At 69.5% G+C, this 20,647-nt stretch carries 13 protein-coding genes; 10 read left to right on the top strand and 3 right to left on the bottom strand.

Annotation, left to right across the window (positions count from 1 at the left end; all coding sequences use genetic code 11):
* Positions 1 to 155 precede the first annotated feature (155 nt).
* Positions 156 to 1,238 (bottom strand): LLM class flavin-dependent oxidoreductase, encoded by a 1,083-nt coding sequence (locus BN1701_RS10440; protein ID WP_054047821.1) that lies wholly within the window; start codon positions 1,236 to 1,238, stop codon positions 156 to 158.
* Between the two features lie 146 nt (positions 1,239 to 1,384).
* Here BN1701_RS10440 and BN1701_RS10435 point away from each other — a divergent pair, with 146 nt between their 5' ends.
* Positions 1,385 to 2,899, top strand: a complete 1,515-nt coding sequence (locus BN1701_RS10435) for a N,N-dimethylformamidase beta subunit family domain-containing protein (RefSeq protein ID WP_157367909.1) — start codon at positions 1,385 to 1,387, stop codon at positions 2,897 to 2,899.
* 19 nt (positions 2,900 to 2,918) lie between these two features.
* On the opposite strand, the gene BN1701_RS10430 is transcribed toward BN1701_RS10435, so the two are convergent.
* Entirely contained in the window at positions 2,919 to 4,262 is a 1,344-nt protein-coding gene (locus BN1701_RS10430) for a helix-turn-helix domain-containing protein (protein WP_054047819.1), read from the bottom strand.
* A gap of 396 nt (positions 4,263 to 4,658) precedes the next feature.
* Here BN1701_RS10430 and BN1701_RS37215 point away from each other — a divergent pair, with 396 nt between their 5' ends.
* The 5 genes from BN1701_RS37215 (at position 4,659) to BN1701_RS10405 (ending at position 10,892) form a co-directional block, all read left to right on the top strand.
* Positions 4,659 to 6,158 (top strand): DUF6801 domain-containing protein, encoded by a 1,500-nt coding sequence (locus BN1701_RS37215; RefSeq protein ID WP_067520638.1) that lies wholly within the window; start codon positions 4,659 to 4,661, stop codon positions 6,156 to 6,158.
* A 130-nt stretch (positions 6,159 to 6,288) separates the two neighbouring features.
* Complete coding sequence (locus tag BN1701_RS10420; RefSeq protein ID WP_157367908.1) at positions 6,289 to 7,425, top strand: DUF6801 domain-containing protein; 1,137 nt, start codon at positions 6,289 to 6,291, stop codon at positions 7,423 to 7,425.
* Between the two features lie 17 nt (positions 7,426 to 7,442).
* Positions 7,443 to 8,747 (top strand): DUF6801 domain-containing protein, encoded by a 1,305-nt coding sequence (locus tag BN1701_RS36830; RefSeq protein ID WP_054047816.1) that lies wholly within the window; start codon positions 7,443 to 7,445, stop codon positions 8,745 to 8,747.
* A gap of 42 nt (positions 8,748 to 8,789) precedes the next feature.
* Complete coding sequence (locus BN1701_RS10410) at positions 8,790 to 9,992, top strand: lipase family protein (RefSeq protein WP_054047814.1); 1,203 nt, start codon at positions 8,790 to 8,792, stop codon at positions 9,990 to 9,992.
* 141 nt (positions 9,993 to 10,133) lie between these two features.
* Complete coding sequence (locus tag BN1701_RS10405) at positions 10,134 to 10,892, top strand: SDR family oxidoreductase (RefSeq protein ID WP_054047812.1); 759 nt, start codon at positions 10,134 to 10,136, stop codon at positions 10,890 to 10,892.
* A 51-nt stretch (positions 10,893 to 10,943) separates the two neighbouring features.
* Here the strand turns inward: BN1701_RS10405 and BN1701_RS10400 are convergent, their stop codons facing one another.
* Positions 10,944 to 12,200 (bottom strand): DUF6801 domain-containing protein, encoded by a 1,257-nt coding sequence (locus BN1701_RS10400; protein WP_067520633.1) that lies wholly within the window; start codon positions 12,198 to 12,200, stop codon positions 10,944 to 10,946.
* 439 nt (positions 12,201 to 12,639) lie between these two features.
* Between BN1701_RS10400 and BN1701_RS10395 the strand changes: the two genes are divergently transcribed.
* The 4 genes from BN1701_RS10395 to BN1701_RS10380 are packed head-to-tail and all read left to right on the top strand — an operon-like array spanning position 12,640 to position 20,647.
* A complete protein-coding gene (locus BN1701_RS10395) occupies positions 12,640 to 13,443 on the top strand; it encodes an SDR family oxidoreductase (RefSeq protein ID WP_054047808.1) in 804 nt (267 codons plus the stop codon).
* Between the two features lie 23 nt (positions 13,444 to 13,466).
* Positions 13,467 to 20,219 carry a type I polyketide synthase gene (locus BN1701_RS10390; RefSeq protein ID WP_054055753.1) on the top strand — a complete coding sequence of 2,251 codons (6,753 nt, stop codon included), beginning with the start codon at positions 13,467 to 13,469 and terminating at the stop codon, positions 20,217 to 20,219.
* A 4-nt stretch (positions 20,220 to 20,223) separates the two neighbouring features.
* On the top strand, positions 20,224 to 20,433 hold the full coding sequence (locus BN1701_RS10385; RefSeq protein WP_054047807.1) for a hypothetical protein: 210 nt from the start codon (positions 20,224 to 20,226) through the stop codon (positions 20,431 to 20,433).
* A 4-nt stretch (positions 20,434 to 20,437) separates the two neighbouring features.
* Complete coding sequence (locus tag BN1701_RS10380) at positions 20,438 to 20,647, top strand: hypothetical protein (protein WP_054047805.1); 210 nt, start codon at positions 20,438 to 20,440, stop codon at positions 20,645 to 20,647.

Genomic DNA, 20,647 nt, shown 5'->3' with positions numbered 1-20,647 from the left:
CTCACGACGCACCACCGACCGTGGGGACGGATCTTGTGGTGCGCCTCTTAGGACGCCGCACCTCCCTGCCACGTTCCGACCAAGGTGGCACCAATTCGGCGTGATTCACGCCTCTTTCGACGCCGATCGCGACTCGCCCCGAACCGCCGCAACCGTCATCGGACCGCGTCCTTGGCCGCGAGCAGGCTCTGGTGGGTCGGGGCGGGCGGCACGTGCGCGGGCATGAGCGCGGCGAACTCCTTGCGCAGGACCGGGATCACTTCCTCGCCGAGGATGTCGAGCTGTTCGAGGACGGTCTTGAGCGGCAGGCCCGCGTGGTCGACGAGGAAAAGCTGGCGCTGGTAGTCGCCGAAGGAGTCGCGGAACGTCAGGGTCCGGTCGATCACCTGCTGCGGGCTGCCCACGGTCAGCGGGGTCTGCTCGGCGAAGTCCTCCAGCGATGGCCCGTGGCCGTAGACCGGCGCGTTGTCGAAGTACGGGCGGAACTCGCGCACCGCGTCCTGGCTGTTCTTGCGCATGAAGATGTGCCCGCCGAGCCCGACGATGGCCTGGTCGGCCGAGCCGTGGCCGTAGTGCTCGAACCGCTGGCGGTACAGGCCGATCAGGCGCATGTAGTGTTCCTTCGGCCAGAAGATGTTGTTGGCGAAGAAGCCGTCGCCGTAATACGCGGCTTGCTCGGCGATCTCCGGGCTGCGGATCGACCCGTGCCAAACGAACGGGGGCACGCCGTCGAGCGGGCGCGGCGTCGAGGTGAACGACCGCAGCGGGGTGCGGTGCTTGCCCTCCCAGTCGACGACGTCCTCGCGCCACAGCCTGCGCAGCAGGTGGTAGTTCTCCACGGCCAGGTCGATGCCGTCGCGGATGTCCTTGCCGAACCACGGATAGACCGGGCCGGTGTTGCCCCGGCCCATCATCAGGTCGACCCGGCCGTCGGCCAAGTGCTGCAGCATCGCGTAGTCCTCGGCGATCTTCACCGGGTCGTTGGTGGTGATCAGCGTGGTCGCCGTGGACAGGATCAGCCGCTCGGTGCGGGCGGCGATGTAGCCGAGCATCGTGGTGGGGGAGGACGGGACGAACGGCGGGTTGTGGTGCTCCCCGGTGGCGAAGACGTCGAGGCCGACCTCCTCGGACTTGAGCGCGAGCGTCACCATCGCCTTGATCCGCTCGGCCTCGGTGGGAGTCCGGTCGGTCGTGGGGTCGGTCGTCACGTCGCCGACGGTGAAGATCCCGAACTGCATGTCCACTCCTCCGGTTGGTCAAGCTCTCAACTATCTTGAACGTGTGAGAGCGTCCCCCTATTCCACCCTGTCCCCGCTCAAGGTGTCTGGCAACCCGCTGACCGCCGCCCTGCCCGTGGTCAGCCTCTGTGTCATGCTCCGGTCTCGTGATCGTTCGCCGAGCCGCGCTCGTGGCCGTCCTCGCCCTGGTCGGTGGATGCCAGAGCGACCCGCCGCCGCCCGGCGTGCCCAGCAGCGTGCCGCCCCCTGCGGTGACGACGACCTCGGCCGTGCCCGGTGCTGAGCCGGGCACACCGGGGTGGCAGGTCACTCGTCCGGGGCTGCCGCACGAGATCGAGGGCTTCGCTGACCGGGTGAGCGCGCTGCCCGGTGAGGATGTCCGGCTGTTCGTCTCGACGACGGCGGGCGAGTACACCGTCACCGCGTACCGCATGGGCGCCTATCAGGGGTCGGATGCGCGGCAGGTGTGGCAGTCGGGGGTGTTGCCCGGGGTTCAGCAGCCGCCACGGGTGATCGAGGCGCCTACCAACACGGTGGTGGCGCCGTGGGCTCCGTCGTTGACGTTGTCGACCGGCACCTGGCCAGCGGGGGATTACCTCCTACGGCTGGACACGGGCAGTGGGTCGGCTCAGCAGTTCGTCCCGTTGACTCTGCGGACAGCGTCGAACAAGGGGCGGGTGGTGGTCGTCAACGCGGTCACCACCTGGCAGGCGTACAACCGGTGGGGCGGGTACAGCCTGTATGAGGCGCCGGACGGGAAGCGGGCCAATCGGTCGCGGGCGGTGTCCTTCGACCGGCCCTACCAGGCCGCGGTGATGCATGGCGCGGGGGACTTTCTGTTCTTCGAGCTGCCGTTCCTGACCTTCGCCGAGCGGCTGGGGATCGATCTCGGGTACGCGACCGACGTGGATCTGCACGCTGATCCGAGCTTGCTCGACGGCGCTCGTGCCGTGGTGACTCTGGGCCATGACGAGTACTGGTCGACGGCCATGCGTGCGCACGTGACGGCCGCACGCGACGCCGGGACCAATCTGGCGTTCCTTGGCGGGAACGAGATCTTTCGGCACATCCGGCTTGCCCCTACCGCGAACGGGCCGAATCGGCTGGAGATCGGGTACAAGTCGTTCGCCGATGATCCGATGAGCAAGACGGACCCGACGGAGGCGACGCAGGACTGGCGGTTTCCGCCGCACCCTCGGCCGGAGAGTGTGTTGCTGGGCAACATCTACCAGTGCAATCCGGTGTCGGCTGATCTTGTCGTGGCTGACGAGTCGAGTTGGCTGCTGACCGGGATTGTCCATAAGGGACAGAAACTGCCTGGGTTGGTCGGCAACGAGTATGCCAATGTGGACTTGCGGTATCCGACGCCTCGGCCGATTCAGGTGTTGTTCCGGTCGCCGGTGACTTGTCGGGGCAAGGCTGATTTCGCTGACGCTACGTATTACTCGACCGCGAGTGGGGCAGGGGTGTTCTCGGCGGGGACTCAGTATTGGATCTGCGCGTTGTCGGCGCAGTGTGGGCACAGCGGTGGGGACCCAGTGGCTCATCAGGCCATCAGTGCGATCACCGAGCGTATGCTGCGGGCCTTTGCCGCTGGTCCTGCGGGCGCGACGCATCCGGCCGTCGACAATCTGGCGGCGTTGGGCATCGCCGGGGGATAGCGCTTGCGTGGCCGTCGGGTCAGATCGCGTTCTCCAGAATCTCGTCCTCGTCCGCGTCGGTTGTGGCGTGCGTGCCGACGCCGATCAATCTGCGGTAGCGCAGTGCGATCTCCATTGTGAGGCGTTCCTCGGGGTCGGACAGGTGGTCGCCGAGGAGGGTTTCCAGTTGGTGCATGCGGTAGCGGACGGTCTGGGGGTGTACGTCGAGTCTGGTGGCGATCTCGTTGATTCCGCCCCGGGTCTCCAACCAGGCCAGCAGCGTGCTTTCGAGTCTGTCCCGCTGCTTGGTCGTCAAGTTGGCGAAAGGGAGCAGGACCCGGCCGGTCAGGTGGGAGACCAGGAATTCGTCGGACATCAAGGCCAGGGTAGACAGGTTCTCCACGCACTGGGTGATGGGTTGGTCCGGCAGGACGCCCCGCTGGACCAGGCTCATCGCTTTGCGGGCGCAGCGCAGGGACAGCACCGCGTCGGCGAGGGGGACTGAGGGGCCGATGGCGGCTCGGCGGCCGCGGAGTTCGCGCTGCAGGCCGACGAGGTGTCGGGCGGCGTCGGCGACGACCAGACAGGGTTCGGTGCTTTCGAGGTCGACCAGGACTTCGGGGCCCAGGGCGCTGGCGGGAAGGCGGTGCTGGTCTTCGCGGTATTCGAGGGCGATCACCGAGACCCGGGCGGGCAGGTCCCAGTCGGTGGCGCCCGCCAGGTCCACTATGGACTGTCGGGTGGCGGGCGGGTCGGCCAGGAGGAGTTTGAGCAGTTGGCGCCTGCGGCGTTCGAGTGCGCCGCTGGAGCGGGCCTGGGCGGCGGTGTATCCGGCGATGGCGGCGCTGCAGAGCTCGTCCACCCAGGCGAAGATGGCGTCGGCGAGGTTGAACAGCGCGTCGTGGGGCAGGCCGATCGAGCGGCCCGCGGCGCTGAGTTGGCGCCAGACGACGCGGGCGCCGACGCGGACCGCGGTCTGCAGTGCGTCGAGCGTGCGGCCTTCGAGGAACTCGACGCGACCCGCGTAGCGGAAGGCGGCGTCCCAGTCGGCCTGGGGGGTGTTGGGGTCGCAGATGTTCTCGAAACACTTGACCACGGCCATGTCCACGGCGCCGACGAGGACCTCGCGAAACTTGCCCTGCAACGGCTTGGCGTAGTCCGGCACCGACCGCTGGATCTCCTGAACCGCGGACATGACCAGCTGCGGCGTCATCGGGATCAGCTTGTTCGCCAGCTCCGGCGGGATGGTGCGCCACAGCTTCAACGCGGCGTCGGTCTTGCGCCGGTCGCGGCCGCCGGTCTCGGCGGTGTCCACCGGCGCGAGCTTGCGCATCGCGGTGGCGGTGAGGTCGGCTCGGGGACTTCGGCCGTGCTGTTCGGTCATGTCCTACCTCGGCTGTTGAGAATGCCCGCTCCCGCTTGTGTCGGCGGCCTTTTGCTCGGTTGACGATAAAATCGGCCGACGGCGATGTCAATCAAGGGGGCGCATTTCCGGCTCCGTTTGTGACAGATCGCCAATCTTGTGGCCGACCTTTGTTGATCCGTGACAACTACGCCTCTGAGCTGCGGATTGTCATGTCGACGCAATAAGTGTAGCGCGTTTCTTGATTGGTATGACAATAGTGCTATAGGTGGATGAAAATGGGGTATTGCGGGCCTGAACTACTGGCGGGTACGTTGCCCTGGGATAGCGGGGCCATTTCCGACAATTGTCGCCCATGGCCCATTTCTGTAGCTCCCAGCTATTTGCCGGCTCCGTTCTTGTGCGGTTGGAGACAAAATGACACACCGTAGAGCAAGGCCCCGGCGCCTGGCCGCGCTCGCGGGCGCCACGATCGTCGGCGTCGCGACGACGACGCTGCTGGTGACCGCGAGCGGCGGGGCGGCCGCGGCCGCGCTCGACCTGAACTACTCCTGCACGTTCCCACTGATCGATGTGCAGCCGGTCAAGGTGCACATCAACGCTGACATCCCGGACACCATCACGGCGGGTGTGCCGACCGGGAGGTTCACGATCGAGGCACTCAGCACGCTCAACGAGGACACCGCGACCGGCCTCAAGCTGGTCAAGGTCGCCACGATCGAGGGCAGCGCGATCTCCCAGGCGCACATCACCGCGCCCGGCTTCGACACCGATCTTGACGTTCCGGTCACCGTGGAGAAGACCGCGGTGCCCGCGACCGGTGGGTTCACCGTCCGCGCTGTCGGGCAGACGCCGTCACTGACGTTCCCGACGGCGGGGCCCATCAAGATCACCGTGCACAACCTGACCCTGAACATCACCGCGCGCAAGGCCGACGGCAGCCTGGCCAGCATCCCGCCGTCGAACCCGTTCGAAGCGCCGTGCACGCAGGATCCGGGTCAGAACAACGTGCTGAAGGAAGGCCAGATCCTTCCGAGGCCGGACCCGACCACGACAGTTCCGCCGACGACGACGGAGCCCACAACGGTTCCGCCGACCACAACAGTTCCGCCCACCACAACGGAGCCGACAACGGTCCCGCCGACCACAACAGTTCCGCCCACCACAACGGAGCCGACAACGGTCCCGCCGACCACAACAGTTCCGCCCACCACAACGGAGCCGACAACGGTCCCGCCGACTACCACGGTCCCGCCGACTACCACGGTTCCGCCGACTACCACGGTTCCGCCGACCACGACGGTTCCGCCGACTACCACGGTTCCGCCGACCACGACGGTCCCGACCACCACGACGGTCCCGACCACGACGGTCCCGACCACGACGGTCCCGACGACCACGACGCCCGGCGACGTGATCGAGGTGTCCTACGACGTCAACGGCAAGACCTTCATCAAGAAGCTGAACGCCACGGCGAAGCTCGGCCCTGGTTCGTTCGACGCCAAGGTGGACTTGTCGGCGGGCACGTTCGTCGGTGACCTGGCCCTGCCCGGCACGAAGGTCAACTTCACCCTGTTCGGGTTCCTCCCCGCGACCGCCTCCATCAAGATCGTCCCCAACGGTCAGGTGGTGGGCACCCTCGCGGTGAACGGCTCGGTGAAGGCCACGGCCAAGACCAGCATCGTGCTGACCGACCTGCGGGTCCTCGGCATGCCGATCGCGGGCTCGCCGAACTGCAGGTCGGCGACCTCGATCGACCTGGTCTCCGCCCCGGGCTTCAACCCGATCGGCGGCGGCAAGCTCAACGGCACCTACAACATCCCGCCCTTCGCCAACTGCGGGCCGTTCACCCCGGTCATCAACGCCCAGACCGCGGGTCCGGGCAACACCCTCGAGATCGTGCTCACCATGAAGTGATCCAGGTGCGCGACTCCTGACCGGCCAGCTCGCTCCGGTGCGGCCCCGCACCGGAGCGAGCGTCGGTTCGCCCCAAGAAACCAACCTGGCGACCTCAGCCAGCAGCGGAAGAGGATCTATGAGGATTCGGATGACATCCACGAAGGCCATGGCCGGGCTGCTCGTGGGCGGACTGATCGCCGCGGGCCTCGTCGCCGGGGCGGGCACCGGTGCCGCGGCCGATCAGGTGCGCGTCGACAAGACGCTCACGTTCACCTGCCCCTTCCCGCTGATCGGTCTGCAGGTGCTCAAGACCAGGATCCAGGCCACCTTCACCCTGCCCGCGGCGCCGGGCGACTCGGTGAAGACCTCGGATTTCAAGACCACCGCCACCGTGCCGTCGACCGCGACGGTCGGTCTGCGCGAGGTCGGCGCGACCTCACTGGAGGGCACCGCGGACGCCGCGGTCAGTGTCGCCACCAGCGCGGGCACGTTGCCGATCAAGCTCAAGGGCTTGACCGTGGCGAAGACGGCGATCCCTGACGGCACCGCTTTCGACATGGCGGTGACCGGGTCGGTGCCGGAGTTCGCCCCCGACGAAGGCCACGTGTCGGTGACCATGAAGGACTACACCGCGTTCGTGGTGCCGAAGAAGACCGACGGGAGCTTCACCGGCATCGGCGACATCATCTCGCCGTGCACGCTCGACGCGGGCCAGAACGCCGAGCTGCTCAGCTTCGACGTCGGCGCACCGCCATCGACGACCACGCCCCCACCAGCCGGGGTCAAGTACGCCTACAACCTCAAGGGCGTCTCGAAGCTGAAGAACCTCGCCGGTGACGTGCCGATCTCCGGAACCATCGACGCGACGCTGACTCTGGCCACCAAGAAGTTCGTCGCCGACCTCAAGCTGAACCCGACCACGGCGAACCTGACGATCATGGGTTTCCTGCCGGTGGTCACCAAGGTCGCGTTCGAGAACACCGCGCAGACAACGGGCTCGATCGACGACCAAGGCGTGCTGAGGTCCAACTCCAAGCTGACGATCGCGCTGCCGCAGGTCAACCTGTTCGGATTCCCGATCAGCCAGAGCCCGGACTGCAAGACCACCACGCCATCGGACATCAACCTCGCCTCGGCCGCCGACTTCGACGTCATCGCCGGAGGCAAGCTGACCGGCTCCTACGCGATCGCCCCGCTCAAGGGCTGCGGCGCGTTCAACGACTACATCTCCGGTTTCGCCGCCGCGGATGGCAACAAACTCGACCTGAACCTGACCGCGCGCTGACAAGGGTGAAAACAACGATGAAGTTGACGAAGAAGAAGACGGCGGCGGCTGTCGCGGCCCTGACCACGGCGGGCGCGGTCGTCGCGGGCATGGTGATCACCGCGGGGACCAGCGCGGCGGCCGCGGCGGTCGATCTGAACTACACGTGTCTGTTCCCGCTGATCGACCTGCAGCCCGTCCAGGTGCACATCGATGCGGACATCCCGGACACGATCACCGCGGGGGTGCCGACCGGCGCGTTCAACATCGTGGCGCTGAGCAAGCTCAACGAGGACACCACGACCGGTTTGAAGCTGGTCAAGGTGGCCACGATCGAGGGGACGGCTGTGTCAAGCGCCCACATTTCGGCGCCCGGGTTCGACACCGACCTCGACGTGCCGGTGGTGATCGAGAAGACCACGGTCCCCGGGTCCGGCGGCTTCACGGTCAAGGCGACCGGCAAGACCCCGTCGCTGACGTTCCCGACCCCAGGGCACATCAAGATCACGGTGAAAAATCTGCTGCTGACGATCACCGCCCGCAAGGCCGACGGCTCGTTGGCGAGCATCCCGCCGTCGAACCCGTTCGACTCGCAGTGCGATCAGGACCCCGGGCAGAACAACGTGCTCAAGGAAGGCGAGATCCTCCCGAAGCCCGGCCCGACAACGACCACCACAACGACCACGACCACGGACCCGACGACCACGACCACTACGGCGACGACGGAACCGACCACCACCACCACCACCACCACCGCGCCGTCGACAACCGAGCCGACGACGACCACCACCGAGCCGTCGACCACGGACCCGACTACGACCACGACTGAGCCGTCGACCACCGAGCCGACCACAACGACGGCCACGACGACGGCCACGACGACGGCCACGACCGAACCCACCACCACAACGCCGTCCACGACCACCGCGCCGACCACGACGACGGCCACTACGGACCCGACGACGACCACCACCGCGCCATCGACCACCGCGCCGACCACGACCACATCGACCAAGCCGACGACCACGTCATCGACCAAGCCGACGACGACTGGATCGACGACAACGACTCAGCCGACGACCACCGCGTCGACCACCACGACGACTCAGCTGACGACCACCGTGTCCACCACCGTGCCGTCCACAACGGACACCACGGTCACCACGGATCCGACGACGACCGTGCCGCCGATCCAGACAGTTCCCGCAGGCTACCCGCCGCCGGGCTCGTCCGGCCTGGCCGACACCGGTTACCCGGTTGCTGTGCCGCTCACCATCGGCCTGCTCCTGCTCGGCGTCGGCGGCGGTGTGCTGCTGATCGTCCGCAGGCGCGTTCGCGGCTGACCGTCCACGTCCCGCTAGCTCACCAGACTCGGAGGTCGCGCGGTGCGCTCTCTCTTCTCACGATCCAAAGGCAAAGCGGCACTCGTCGCCGTAGCCCTGATAGCGGCGATCAGCCCGGCTGCGCAGGCCCAGCCGGTCGCCATAGCCGTCGATCCTGGCCCGGCCGACGACTCGTTCTACGTCCCGCCGTCCCCGCTGCCCGCGGGGGCGCCCGGTGACATCATCCGGTGGCGGGTCTCGAAGTCCGGCCAGTTCAGCGACACGGTCAACTCGTGGCAGGTCATGTATCTGTCGACCGATGAGCACGACCGGCCGAACGCGGTCACCGGGACCATCCTGGTGCCTAAGAGCGTCAACCCGGCCACCGCGCCCATCGTCAGCTTCGCAGTGGGCACCCACGGCGGCGCCTTCCGCTGCACCCCGTCCAGCATGATCTCGATCGGCGCGCTCTACGAGCGTCCGGCGGTCGCGGACATGCTCAAGGCGGGCTACGCGGTCGCCGTGACCGACTACGCCGGCTATCACCCGAACCCGAAGACGACTTACATCACCGGCCGGTCCGAGGGCCACGCGGTGATCGACGTCGTGCGGGCGGGGCAGAAGCTGTCGAAGCTGTCCACCACGTCGAAGGTGTTCTTCCGCGGCTACTCCCAGGGCGGCGGCGCCGCGCTGTGGGGTGCCCAGCTGCAGCCCACCTACGGCGCCGAGGTGAACCTCGCCGGTGTCGTGGCGGGCGGTGTGCCGGGCGACCTGGTCCTGGTGACGCTGGGTCTGGACGGCAGCCGCGGGTTCGGGTTCCTGCTGTACGCGCTGATCGGGTTGGACAACGCCTACCCGGAGATCAAGCTGGCGTCGTATCTCAACGACGCGGGCCGTGCGGCGGTGGCCGACCTGCAGACCTCGTCGTGCACGCTGGAGCTGCTGGTGAAGTACAAGGGCAAGAGCCTGTCGGACTTCACTGTGGACACCCCGGTGCAGGATCCGCTGCTGGCCGCGGTGGCGCGGAACAAGCTCGGTGGGATGCCGGTGAAGGTGCCGGTGCTGCAGTACCACGGCGCCTCCGACGACATCGTCGCGTTCGGGCAGGCGGACACGCTGCACAAGACGTACTGCCGCGCTGGGGTGAACCTGTTCTGGAAGACCTACCCGGTGGACCACATCACCGGGATCTACCAGGGCAACGTCGACGCCATGACGTTCCTGAAGGACCGAGTGGCAGGCACGCCCGCCGTCTCCAACTGCTGAATCACCGGCTGACAGCGAGGCCCCGTCGGATGGCGGGGCCTCGCTGCTGTGCGCGTGACGCAGGCCACACGCGGGCCTGTCACATTCCCTCCGTGCCGTGGGTCAGACCGTTGACCCACGAAGCACAGCGGAGGAGAAGCCATGACATCCATCCTGGTCACCGGCGGTACGGGAACGCTCGGCAGCCTGGTCACGCCGCTGCTGCGGGACGCGGGCCACGACGTGCGGATCCTCAGCAGGCAGGACCGCGCGCCCGCGGCCGGTGTCGAGTACGTGACCGGCGACCTGGTCGAGGACGAAGGTGTGGCCGGGGCGGTCGCCGGGGTCGACGTCGTCCTGCACTTGGCCGGTGGCCCCAAGGGCGACGACGTCGCCACGCGCAACCTGGCCCGGGCGGCGGCGCAGGCGGGCGTGCGGCATCTGGTCTACATCTCGGTCATCGGGGCGGACCGGGTCCCGCTGGCCTGGCTCAAGTCCAAATTGGACGCCGAGAGGGCGATCGCCGAGTCGGGGGTGCCGTGGACGACGCTGCGGGCCGCCCAGTTCCACGGCCTGACCCTGGCGATGGTGGCGAAGATGGCGAAGCTGCCGGTGGTCCCGGTTCCCGGTGGACTGCGGCTGCAGCCGGTCGACGCGGCGGACGTGGCGGCACGCCTGGTGGAGTTGACGCTCGGCGAGCCCGCCGGGCTGGTGCCCGACCTGGCCGGGCCGACGGTGTACGGGCTCGGCGAACTGATCCAGGGATACCTTGGCGCGCGCGGAAAGCGTCGCATGAAGGTGCCAGTTCGGATTCCAGGTAAGGCGGGTCGCGCGTATCGGGCGGGCGAGAATCTGTCGCTCGACGGCGCGGTCGGAAAGCGCACCTGGGAGGACTTCCTGGCCGAGCATTTGAGCCAGTAGAAAGGAAAGAGCCCCGCCGCGGAATCGCGACGGGGCTCCTTCGGTGAGCGATTACTTGGCGGTCAGGTCCATGTTGATCGTGTTGCCCGCCGACGCGGCGAACATCGAGATGTAGTCGTTGAACGAGCCACAGCCCTTGAGGGCCGCGATCGAGTACGTGCCGGTCAGTTTGCCACCGGCGATGACGTCGAACTCACCACCGGAGGACAGGTTGATGTCCGACGGCGTCACGGTCTTGCAGTCGGGGCTCTGGCTGATCGGGAAGCCGAACAGGTTGACCTGCGGCAGCGCGATCGTCAGCTTCGAGGTCGACTTCAGCACACCCTGGCTGTCGATCGAGCCCGAGGTCTGGCCCACGTTCTCGAACGCGATCTTGGAGACCACCGGCAGGAAGCCCATGATCGTCAGGTTCGCGGTCGTCTGGTTGAGCTTGAGGTCGGCCACGAACTGCTGGGTCGACAGGGTCAGGGTCGCGTCGATGGTGCCCGACAGCGGAACGTCGCCGGTCATGTTCTTCAGGTTCGACTTGCCCTTGAGGTTGTAGCCGTACTTCACCGTGCCCGGCGGCGGCTTCACCGTGGTGCTGGTGGGCGGCGGCGGAGTCGTGCTGCTGGGCGGCGGCGGGGGCGGCGGGGTCGTGCTGCTGGGCGGTGGAGGCGGCGGTGGGGGAGTCGTGCTGCCATTGCCCGGGAGGATCTCACCCTCCTTGAGGACGTTGTTCTGACCAGCCGGGTCCAGCGCGCAGGGCGCGTCGAAGGGGTTCGACGGCGGGATGCTGGCCAGGGTGCCGTCGGCCTTCTTGGCGGTGATGTTGAGGTCGAGGGCGCCCACCGTGATCTTGATGTGGCCCGGGGTCGGGAACTTCAGCGACGGGGTCTTGCCGGTCGCCTTGACCGTGAACCCGCCGGAGGCGGGGATGGCGGTCTTCTCCACCGTCACCGGAACATCGAGGTCGGTGTCGAAGCCCGGCGCGGTGATGTGCGCGTGGGCGATGGCGGTGCCCTCGATGGTGGCCACCTTGACCAGCTTGAGGCCGGTGGTGGTGTCCTCGTTGAGCTTGGTGAGGGCCACGATATTGAACTGGCCGGTCGGCACGCCCGCGGTGATGGTGTCCGGGATGTCCGCGTCGATGTGCACCTCGACCGGCTGCACGTCGATCAGCGGGAAGGTGCAGGCGTACTTCAGGTCGAGTGCGGCCGCGGCGGAACTCGTGCCTGCACCGATGAGTAGGCCCGCACCCACCAACCCGGCAGTGGTGACCGCGGCCAGGCCGGTGGTCACCTTCTTGGAAATTCTGCGATGATTCACAAATCATCCTTTCGTGGTATCAACGGTGATACGAATACCGCGCTTGCCGTGCGCAGTCGTCGCGAGAAACGAGCTGGCAACCAGTGGCCCGCCGGTGGAGTTGGTGCTGTTACAGCCCTTCTGCCATTAAGGAAACTAGCTTTGCTCCATTGGTGTACGCAAGGCCTCGGTCGATAGCGCGGGAAATCCACCAATCCATTGTCAGAAGCCAATATTTTCGCTCGTCGGCGTTGGTGTGCGCCGGACAAGTCCGCTGGTGACCAGGGTGGGATGCTCACAAACACACAAGTCCGCTGGGCGACTTGCAGCCTGGTGTACGAATTCCACAGGCGGAGTTGACGCGTGTGTCACGCGCATTCTAACTTCGCACCGACGACGCCGAGGAAACATTCATAGCCTCGACGCCAAGTCCCGTAAAGCACCGCCGGTGAGGAGTCGCGTGGAAATCTACGGCAAATCCCTGGTCATCACCGGTGCCGGTCGCGGAATCGGGGCGGCGCTGGCACTGCGCCTGGCCGCGGAGCACCCGCGCGGCGTCGTTGTCGCCGATCTCGACGAGCTCGGCGCCCAGCGGGTGGCCGCCCAGGTGCGTGAGCTCGACGTACCCGCCGTCGGCGTGCGCGTGGACGTGGGTGACAAGTCTGAGGCGCGCGGTCTGATCGAGCTGGCCACCAAGGAGTACGACGGGGTGGACATCGTGTGCTCCAACGCGGGCGTGGCGACCGGGATGGGCATTCACGCGGGGGAGCGGGACTGGGCCAAGGCGTGGTCGGTCAACGTCCGCGCCCACGTGCACCTCGCCCAGGCGGTGCTGCCCGGGATGGCCAGGGCCCGGTCCGGCCACTTCATGATCACCGCGTCCGCCGCGGGCCTGCTCGGCCTGCCCGGCGACGCCCCTTATTCGGTCACCAAGTACGCCGCGGTGGGACTGGCGGAATGGCTCGCCTTCACCTACGGCCCGGTCGGTGTGCACGTGAGCGCGCTGTGCCCGCTGGGAGTGCGCACCGACCTGCTCATGACCGGTCTGGAGGCGGGCCACGTCGCGGCGCGGGCGGTCGCGGGATACGCGCCGATCCTCGAACCGGAGGACATCGCCGAGGCCGCCGTGCTGGGAATCGCCGAAGACCGGTTCCTTATCCTGCCGCACCCGGAAGTCGCGGAACTCTACGAGCGCAAGGCCGCCGATCCGCAGGCGTGGGTCACCGCGCAGCAGGGCGCCGCCCGCCCGCGGGTCCGGACATGACGCGGCCGAACAGCGAGGACGCCATGTCAGCGAGCATCGAACGACCCGGTGTCGTCATCGGAATCACCCTGCCCGGCGCGGCGGACGCGCGGCTGTGCGCCGCGGTCACCGGTGCGGGCGGGCTCGGGGTGCTCGACCTCGGCCGCGGCGACCGCACCGCGCGCGAAGCGCTGACCCAGGTCGCGGGCGGACGCTTTGGCGTGCGGGTGCCGCAGGGGTGCGCGCTCGATGTCGACGACGTGCTCGACGCGCTGGGCGATGGCGCCGATCAGATCGGTGTGATCGTGCTGGGTTGGCAGTCGGCGTGGCAGCTGACCGACATCCCCGGCGAGTATTTCGTGCTGGTGGAGGTCACCTCGGCGATCGAGGCGCAGGTCGCGGTCGACCTCGGCGCGGACGGTCTGATCGTGCGTGGCAGCGAGGCCGGTGGCCGGGTCGGCGACCTGGGTGCTTTCGTGCTGCTGCAGCAGGTGCTCGGCGACCCGCTGGTGACGGTGCCGGTGTGGGTGTGCGGCGGGATCGGGCCGAACACCGCCGCCGGAGCCGTGCTCGCGGGCGCGGCGGGCGTCGTGCTTGATACCCAGCTGGCGTTGCTGCCGGAGGCCGAGCTGCCCGCGGCGACCCGGGCCGCGGTGGCCGCCGGAGACGGGTCTGTGCAGGTCGACGGCTACCCGATCGTCGGCCAAGACGGGTTCCTCGCCCAGGATTTCGCCCAGCGCCACGGTTCGGTGGCCCGCGCCGTGCGCGCGGTGCTGGGCGCGGTCGACGCCGCGCTCGCGCCCGGTGCGCCGACCATGGCCGAGGGCGCGACTCTGGCCCGTGGTCTGGGGACCGCGCTGCCCGTCGCCCAGGGGCCGATGACCCGGGTGAGCGACCAGTCCGCGTTCGCCGACGCCGTCGCCCGGCATGGTGCGCTGCCGTTCCTCGCCCTCGCACTGTCCACTGAGGAGCAAACCAGGACGCTGCTGACCGAGACCAAAGCGACGCTGGGCGACCGTCCCTGGGGGGTCGGGGTGCTCGGCTTCGCCCCGGAGGAGCTGCGGTCGGCCCAGCTCGATGTGATCAAGGAGATCCGCCCGGCCACCGCGCTCATCGCGGGCGGCCGCCCGGACCAGGCCCGCGTGCTGGAGGACGTCGGCATCGCCACGTTCCTGCACGTCCCGTCGCCCGGTCTGCTCAGCCAGTTCCTCGCCGCGGGCGCGCGCCGGTTCGTCTTCGAGGGCAGCGAGTGCGGCGGCCACGTCGGCCCGCTGACCAGCTTCGCACTGTGGTCGGCCCAAGTGGGTGTGCTGCTGGCGGCCGTCGACGCCGGTCTGCCCGCCGAGGAGTTGCAGCTGCTGTTCGCCGGCGGTGTGCACGACGCGCGGTCGGCCGCGGCCGTCGCGGGCGTCGCCGACCCGCTGGCCCGGCGCGGTGCCGGTGTCGGTGTGCTCATGGGGACCGGCTACTTGTTCACCGCCGAGGCCGTCACGTGTGGCGCGGTTCGGCCTACGTTCCAGCGTCAGGTGATCGCCGCGACACGCACGGAACTGCTGCAGACCGCGCCCGGCCACGCGACGCGCTGTGTCAGCAGCCCATTCACCGGCACCTTCCACGCCGTCGGCACGGACCTGCTGGCCCAGGGCGTGCCCGAGCGCGAGGTGTGGGAGCGGCTGGAGCTGCTCAACACCGGCAGGCTGCGCATCGCCAGCAAGGGCGTCCGCCGCGAAGGCGAACACCTGCTCGCGGTGTGCGAGGAGGAACAGGTCGACCATGGCCTGTTCATGGCGGGTGAGGTCGCGGTGCTGCGGTCCGAGGCGACCACCATCGCCGCCCTGCATCATGACGTGACCCGCGGTGCCGCCGCGCTGCGCTCGGCCCGATCCGCGGCGCTGCGGTCCGAAGTGGACCCCGAGCCGGTGGCCGCGCCGCTCGACGTGGCGATCATCGGCATGTCGGCGATGTTCCCCGGCGCCGACGGGCTGGCCGCGTTCTGGTCCACAGTGGTCTCCGGGACCGACGCGGTGACCGAGGTCCCGGCGGGCCGCTGGGACGTCGATACGTACTTCAACCCCGAGGGCGGTCCCGACCGCACCCCGTCGAAGTGGGGCGGGTTCCTCCCGGAGATCCCGTTCGACCCGCTGAGTTACGGCATCCCGCCCGCCACGCTCTCGGCGATCGAACCGGTGCAACTGCTCGCCCTGGAAGCGGCCAGGCGTGCCCTGGCCGACGCGGGCTACCCCGACGGCGGCCCGGCGCGCGAGCGCACGAGCGTGGTGTTCGGCGCCGAGGCGGGCAGCGACCTGGCCACCGCGACGACCTTGCGGATGGCTCTGCCCGAGTACGTCGGAGCTCTGCCCGAACACCTGGCCGACCAGCTGCCCGTGCTGACCGAGGACACGTTCCCCGGTCGGCTGGCCAATGTCATCGCGGGCCGCATCGCCAACCGCCTCGACCTCGGTGGCGCGAACTACACGGTGGACGCGGCGTGCGCGTCGTCGTTGGCCGCGGTCGACATCGCTTGCAAGGAACTGGTCGCGGGCACCAGCGACGTGGTGCTGGCCGGTGGGGCGGACCTGCACAACGCGGTGGACGACTATTTGCTGTTCAGCTCGGTCGGGGCGCTGTCGGCCACCGGCCGCTGCCGCACGTTCGACGCCGCCGCCGACGGCATCGCGTTGGGTGAGGGCGTCGCCTGTGTCGTGCTCAAGCGGCTCGCCGACGCCGAGCGTGACGGAGACCGGGTGTACGCGGTGATCCGCGGCGTCGGCAGCGGCAGCGACGGCAAGGCGCTCGGGCTGACCGCTCCCCGGCCGGAAGGGCAGCGCCGGGCGATCGAGCGCGCCTACCGCGGCGCCCGCGTGTCGCCGAAGGACATCGGTCTCGTCGAGGCGCACGGCACCGGCACCGTCGTCGGCGACCGCACCGAACTCCAGACGCTCGACGCGGTGTTCAGCGAGGCGGGGGCCGCTCCCGGCGCGTGCGTGCTGGGTTCGGTGAAGTCGCAGATCGGGCACACCAAGTGCGCCGCGGGGCTGGCCGGGATGATCAAGGCCGCGCTGGCGGTCCACAACGGGGTGAAGCCGCCGACGCTGCACGTCACCCAGCCGAACCCGGCCTGGAACTCCGAGACCAGCCCGTTCGTGTTCCACGCGGCGGCGGTGCCGTGGACCGAGCCGCCGCTGCGCCGGGTCGCCGGTGTCAGCGCGTTCGGCTTCGGTGGGACCAATTTCCACGTCGTGCTGCGCGGCCACCCCCAGGCCGACTTGGTCCGGCACGGCAGGCACGAGTGGCCCGCCGAGCTGTTGACCTTCCGCGGCACCGACTTGCCCGCCGCCCGGCGTCAGGCTGAGCGCCTGCTCGCGCTGGTCACGGCCAACGCCGCGCACGGCTCGCCGTGGACCTTGCGCGACCTGGCCCGCACCGCCGCCGAGCGAGCCGACCGGGACCGGGCGCCGATCCGGATCGCCGTGGTGGCCCGGGATCTGGCCGAGTTGGACGTTCGGCTGCGGGCCGCCATCGGGGGTGCGACCGCGCCTGGACTGCACTTCGCCGATGAGCGGGCGGCGGGCAAGCTCGCGGTTCTCTTCCCAGGGCAGGGCAGTCAGCGGCCGGGGATGCTGGCGGAGCTGTTCGTCGCGTTCCCCGACCTTGGCAGACTCGCCCGCGCGGTCGGCGCGGACACCAGCGTGATCTTCCCGCCGTCGTCCTTCGGCGCCGAGACCGCGCAGGCCGACCGGCTCCGCGACACCCGCGCCGCGCAGCCCGCGCTGGGTCTGGCGGATCTGGCCGTGCACCACGTGTTGAGCCGCCTTGGCGTCACCGCCGACCTGTTCGCCGGGCACAGCTACGGCGAACTCGTCGCCCTCACCGCCGCCGGGGCGATGGACGCGGCGACCCTGCTGCGACTGAGTTCGGCCAGGGCCGAGGCGATTCTCGACGCCGCGGGCGACGATCCCGGCACGATGGCCGCGGTGTCGGCAGGCCGCGCGGCGACCACGGCCGTGCTCGACGCGGCCGGGCTGACCGGCACCGTGGTCGTGGCCAACGACAACGCGCCCCAGCAGGTCGTGATCTCCGGTCCCACGCCCGCGGTCGACCAGGCCCTCGCCGCACTGCGCGACGCGGGCCTGTCCGCCCAACGGATCCCGGTGGCGTGCGCCTTCCACAGCCCCGTGGTGGCACGGGCGGGGGAGCGGTTCGCCGAGGTCCTGGCGGGCGAGCGGATCGGCGAGCCGGACCGGCCGGTGTGGTCCAACCGCACCGCGTCGGTCTACGGCGGCGACACACGCGCCGAACTGGCCGCGCAGATCGGCTCACCCGTCCGGTTCGCCGAACAAGTCGAGGCGATGTACGCCCATGGCGCGCGGGTGTTCGTGGAAGCCGGACCAGGTCGGGTGCTCACCGGCCTGGTCGGCAAGATCCTCGGCGACCGCCCGCACACCGCGATCCCGTGCGACGGCGACGGCCTGGCCGGCCTGCTCGACGCGGTCGCGCGGCTGGCCGTGGCCGGGGTGGACGTGCGCACTGGCTGGCTGTTCGCAGGCCGCGACGCCCGCGACGTCGGTTCCCTGACCCCGCCGAAGCGTCCAGGATGGACAGTCGACGGCGCGTTCGTCCGTACGGCGGACGGCGCTTTCGTGGCGGGCGGGCTGGCTCCGGCCCGCAAGATCACCCTCGGCACGGTCGCCACCAACCGCGACGAGGTGATCACCGACTTCCTGCGCACCAGCCGCGAACTGATCGCCGCCCAGCGCGACGTCGTTCTCGGCTATCTCGGTGCCGCGCCCGTCCCGGAGCCCGCTTGCCCCGCCGCGCCGGTCGCTGTCGTCCCACTCGTGGTCGAACCGGCCGCCTCGGACGCGCTCACGACCGTCGTCGAGGTGATCGCGGCCCGGACCGGGTACCCGGTGGACTTGATCGACCCGACGTTGGATCTTGAGGCTGATCTGAGTGTGGATTCGATCAAGCGCACTGAGATCGCGGGTGAGGTCGCGGCGCGGTTCGGTTCGGGTTCGGTGGAGGCGCTGGTCAAGGCTCGCACCGCTGCCGGGATGGCCGAAGCTCTGGGCTGCACGCCCCGGCCCGTCGGGAACGACCCGCTGACCGTGGTGATCGAGGTGATCGCCGCGCGCACCGGCTACCCCGTCGACATGATCGGGCCGACGCTGGATCTGGAAGCTGACCTGAGCGTGGACTCGATCAAGCGCACTGAGATCGTGGGTGAGGTCGCGGCGCGGTTCGGTTCGGGTTCGGTGGACGCGCTGGTCAAGGCGCGCACCGCTGCCGCGATGGCCGATGCTCTCAGCGATACCACCCCGACGCCCGCCGTGTCCGAACCCGTGATCGCGGGTTCGCCCACCCAGCGTTTCGTGCTGGACCTCGTGGACTCCGATGCGCGCCCGGTCGAAGAGATCACCGCGTTCGTCGGCACGCACATCCTCATCGCGGGCGGCGACCCGGCGCTGGCCGACGAACTGGCCGACCAGCTCTCCGCCCGCGGCGCGATGGCGATCACCTGCCAGGGCAAGCCCGAACTGCACGAGGACCTCGACCGACTCGACGGGCTGATCTCCCTGCACGCGCTCACCGACGACGAGCCGGTACTGCCGGGCGCGTTCCCACTGCTGAAGGCCGCCCTCGCCCGCAGGCCCCGGTGGCTGCTCGCGGTCGGTGCGGCGGAGGGTCTGCGCGGGCTGTTCCGGTCGCTGGACCGCGAGTATCCCGAGGTGCTGGCGCGGGTGGTCGAGGTCGACGCCGACCTGCCCGCGGTCGAGGTCGCCGCGACCGTGGTGGAGGAACTGTTGATCAGGGCCGACGAGCCGGTGGTCGTCCGGTCCGCCGAGGGCAGGCAGACCGTCCGCATGGTCCCCGAGCCGCTCGGCGCCCTGGCCACGGCCGGTGCCGGACCCGGCGGGATCGGCGCGGCCGAGGCGGCGGCGATCGGCCTGGACCGCGACTCCGTGGTCCTGCTCATCGGCGGCGCGCGCGGCATCACCGCGCAGGTCGCGATCGGGATCGCCCAGGCCGCGGGCTGCCGGATCGAGCTGGCGGGCCGCACCGCCCTGGCCGTGGCACCCGAGCACACCGCGGTCGCCGCTGCTACCGACCTGGCAGGTCTCCGCGCCGCGCTCGCCGGACTCGGCGGCCGCGACCTCGCCGCGGTCGAGCGCGACGCGCGGGAGATCCTGGCCCAGCGCGAGGTGGCCGCGACCCTGCGCGAGATCCGCGACGCGGGCGGCTTGGCCGAGTACCACACCGTCGACGTGCGCGACGGCGCAGCGGTGCGGCAGCTCGTCAAGCAGGTGCACGCCGAACACGGGCGGCTCGACGGCGTCGTCTACGCCGCCGGGGTGATCGAGGACCGGCTGGTCGCAGACAAGGACCCGGACTCGTTCGACCGGGTCTACGGCACCAAGGTCGACGGTGCGACCGCGCTGCTGCGGGTGCTCACCGAACTGGCCATCGAGCCGCGGTTCGTCGTCTTCTTCGGCAGCATCGCCGCCGCCATGGGCAACCGAGGCCAGGCCGACTACGCCGCGGCCAACGACGCCATGGAACACCTCGCCACCATGTGGTCGCGCGGCACCGGCGGGCGTGCGCTGACTGTCCACTGGGGACCGTGGGCGCCGATCGGCACGCACTCCGGCATGGTCAGCGCCGAGTTGGGCCGCGCCTACGCCCAGCGCGGCATCGCCCTGCTCGACCCCGCCGACGGCGTGGCCTGCCTGCTACGTGAACTGGCCTGGGGCGACCCGGCCCGGCATGCCGTGGTTTACACGGCTTCGGAGTGGTGACGCCATGACCGATCTCGACTTGCGGCCCGTGGTGGTCTATCCCGAGCGGGTGCTGATACTCGCCACCTTCCGCCCGGCTGAGCTGAGCGTCCTGCTCGACCGGCCGGACAACGACGTGCTCGCCATGCCCCCCGGCCCGGCCTGCCTGCTGCGCGAGTTGGCCTGGGGCGACCCGGCCCGGCATGCCGTGGTCTACACGGGATTGGAGTGGTGACGCCATGACTGATCTCGACTTGCGGCCCGTGGTGGTCGAACCCGAACGCCTGATACTCGCCGCATCCAGCCCCGCCGAGCTGGGCGTCCTGCTCGACCGGCCGGACAACGGCACTGCCCCCGGCCGGACCGACGGCGTGGCCTGGCTGCTGCGCGAGTTGGCCTGGGGCGACCCGGCCCGGCACGCCGTGGTCTATACGGCTTCGGAGTGGTGA

Origin of the sequence: Alloactinosynnema sp. L-07, assembly GCF_900070365.1 — a bacterium.
Lineage (GTDB): Bacteria > Actinomycetota > Actinomycetes > Mycobacteriales > Pseudonocardiaceae > Actinokineospora.
This window is presented reverse-complemented; position numbering and strand designations above follow the sequence as displayed.

What these genes read in the sequence shown, in the direction of transcription:
- BN1701_RS10440 (WP_054047821.1), bottom strand. Translation starts at nt 1,238, where the DNA reads ATGCAGTTCGGGATCTTCACCGTCGGCGACGTGACGACCGACCCCACG.
- BN1701_RS10430 (WP_054047819.1), bottom strand. Translation starts at nt 4,262, where the DNA reads ATGACCGAACAGCACGGCCGAAGTCCCCGAGCCGACCTCACCGCCACC.
- BN1701_RS37215 (WP_067520638.1), top strand. Translation starts at nt 4,659, where the DNA reads ATGACACACCGTAGAGCAAGGCCCCGGCGCCTGGCCGCGCTCGCGGGC.
- BN1701_RS10420 (WP_157367908.1), top strand. Translation starts at nt 6,289, where the DNA reads ATGACATCCACGAAGGCCATGGCCGGGCTGCTCGTGGGCGGACTGATC.
- BN1701_RS36830 (WP_054047816.1), top strand. Translation starts at nt 7,443, where the DNA reads ATGAAGTTGACGAAGAAGAAGACGGCGGCGGCTGTCGCGGCCCTGACC.
- BN1701_RS10405 (WP_054047812.1), top strand. Translation starts at nt 10,134, where the DNA reads ATGACATCCATCCTGGTCACCGGCGGTACGGGAACGCTCGGCAGCCTG.
- BN1701_RS10390 (WP_054055753.1), top strand. Translation starts at nt 13,467, where the DNA reads ATGTCAGCGAGCATCGAACGACCCGGTGTCGTCATCGGAATCACCCTG.
- BN1701_RS10385 (WP_054047807.1), top strand. Translation starts at nt 20,224, where the DNA reads ATGACCGATCTCGACTTGCGGCCCGTGGTGGTCTATCCCGAGCGGGTG.
- BN1701_RS10380 (WP_054047805.1), top strand. Translation starts at nt 20,438, where the DNA reads ATGACTGATCTCGACTTGCGGCCCGTGGTGGTCGAACCCGAACGCCTG.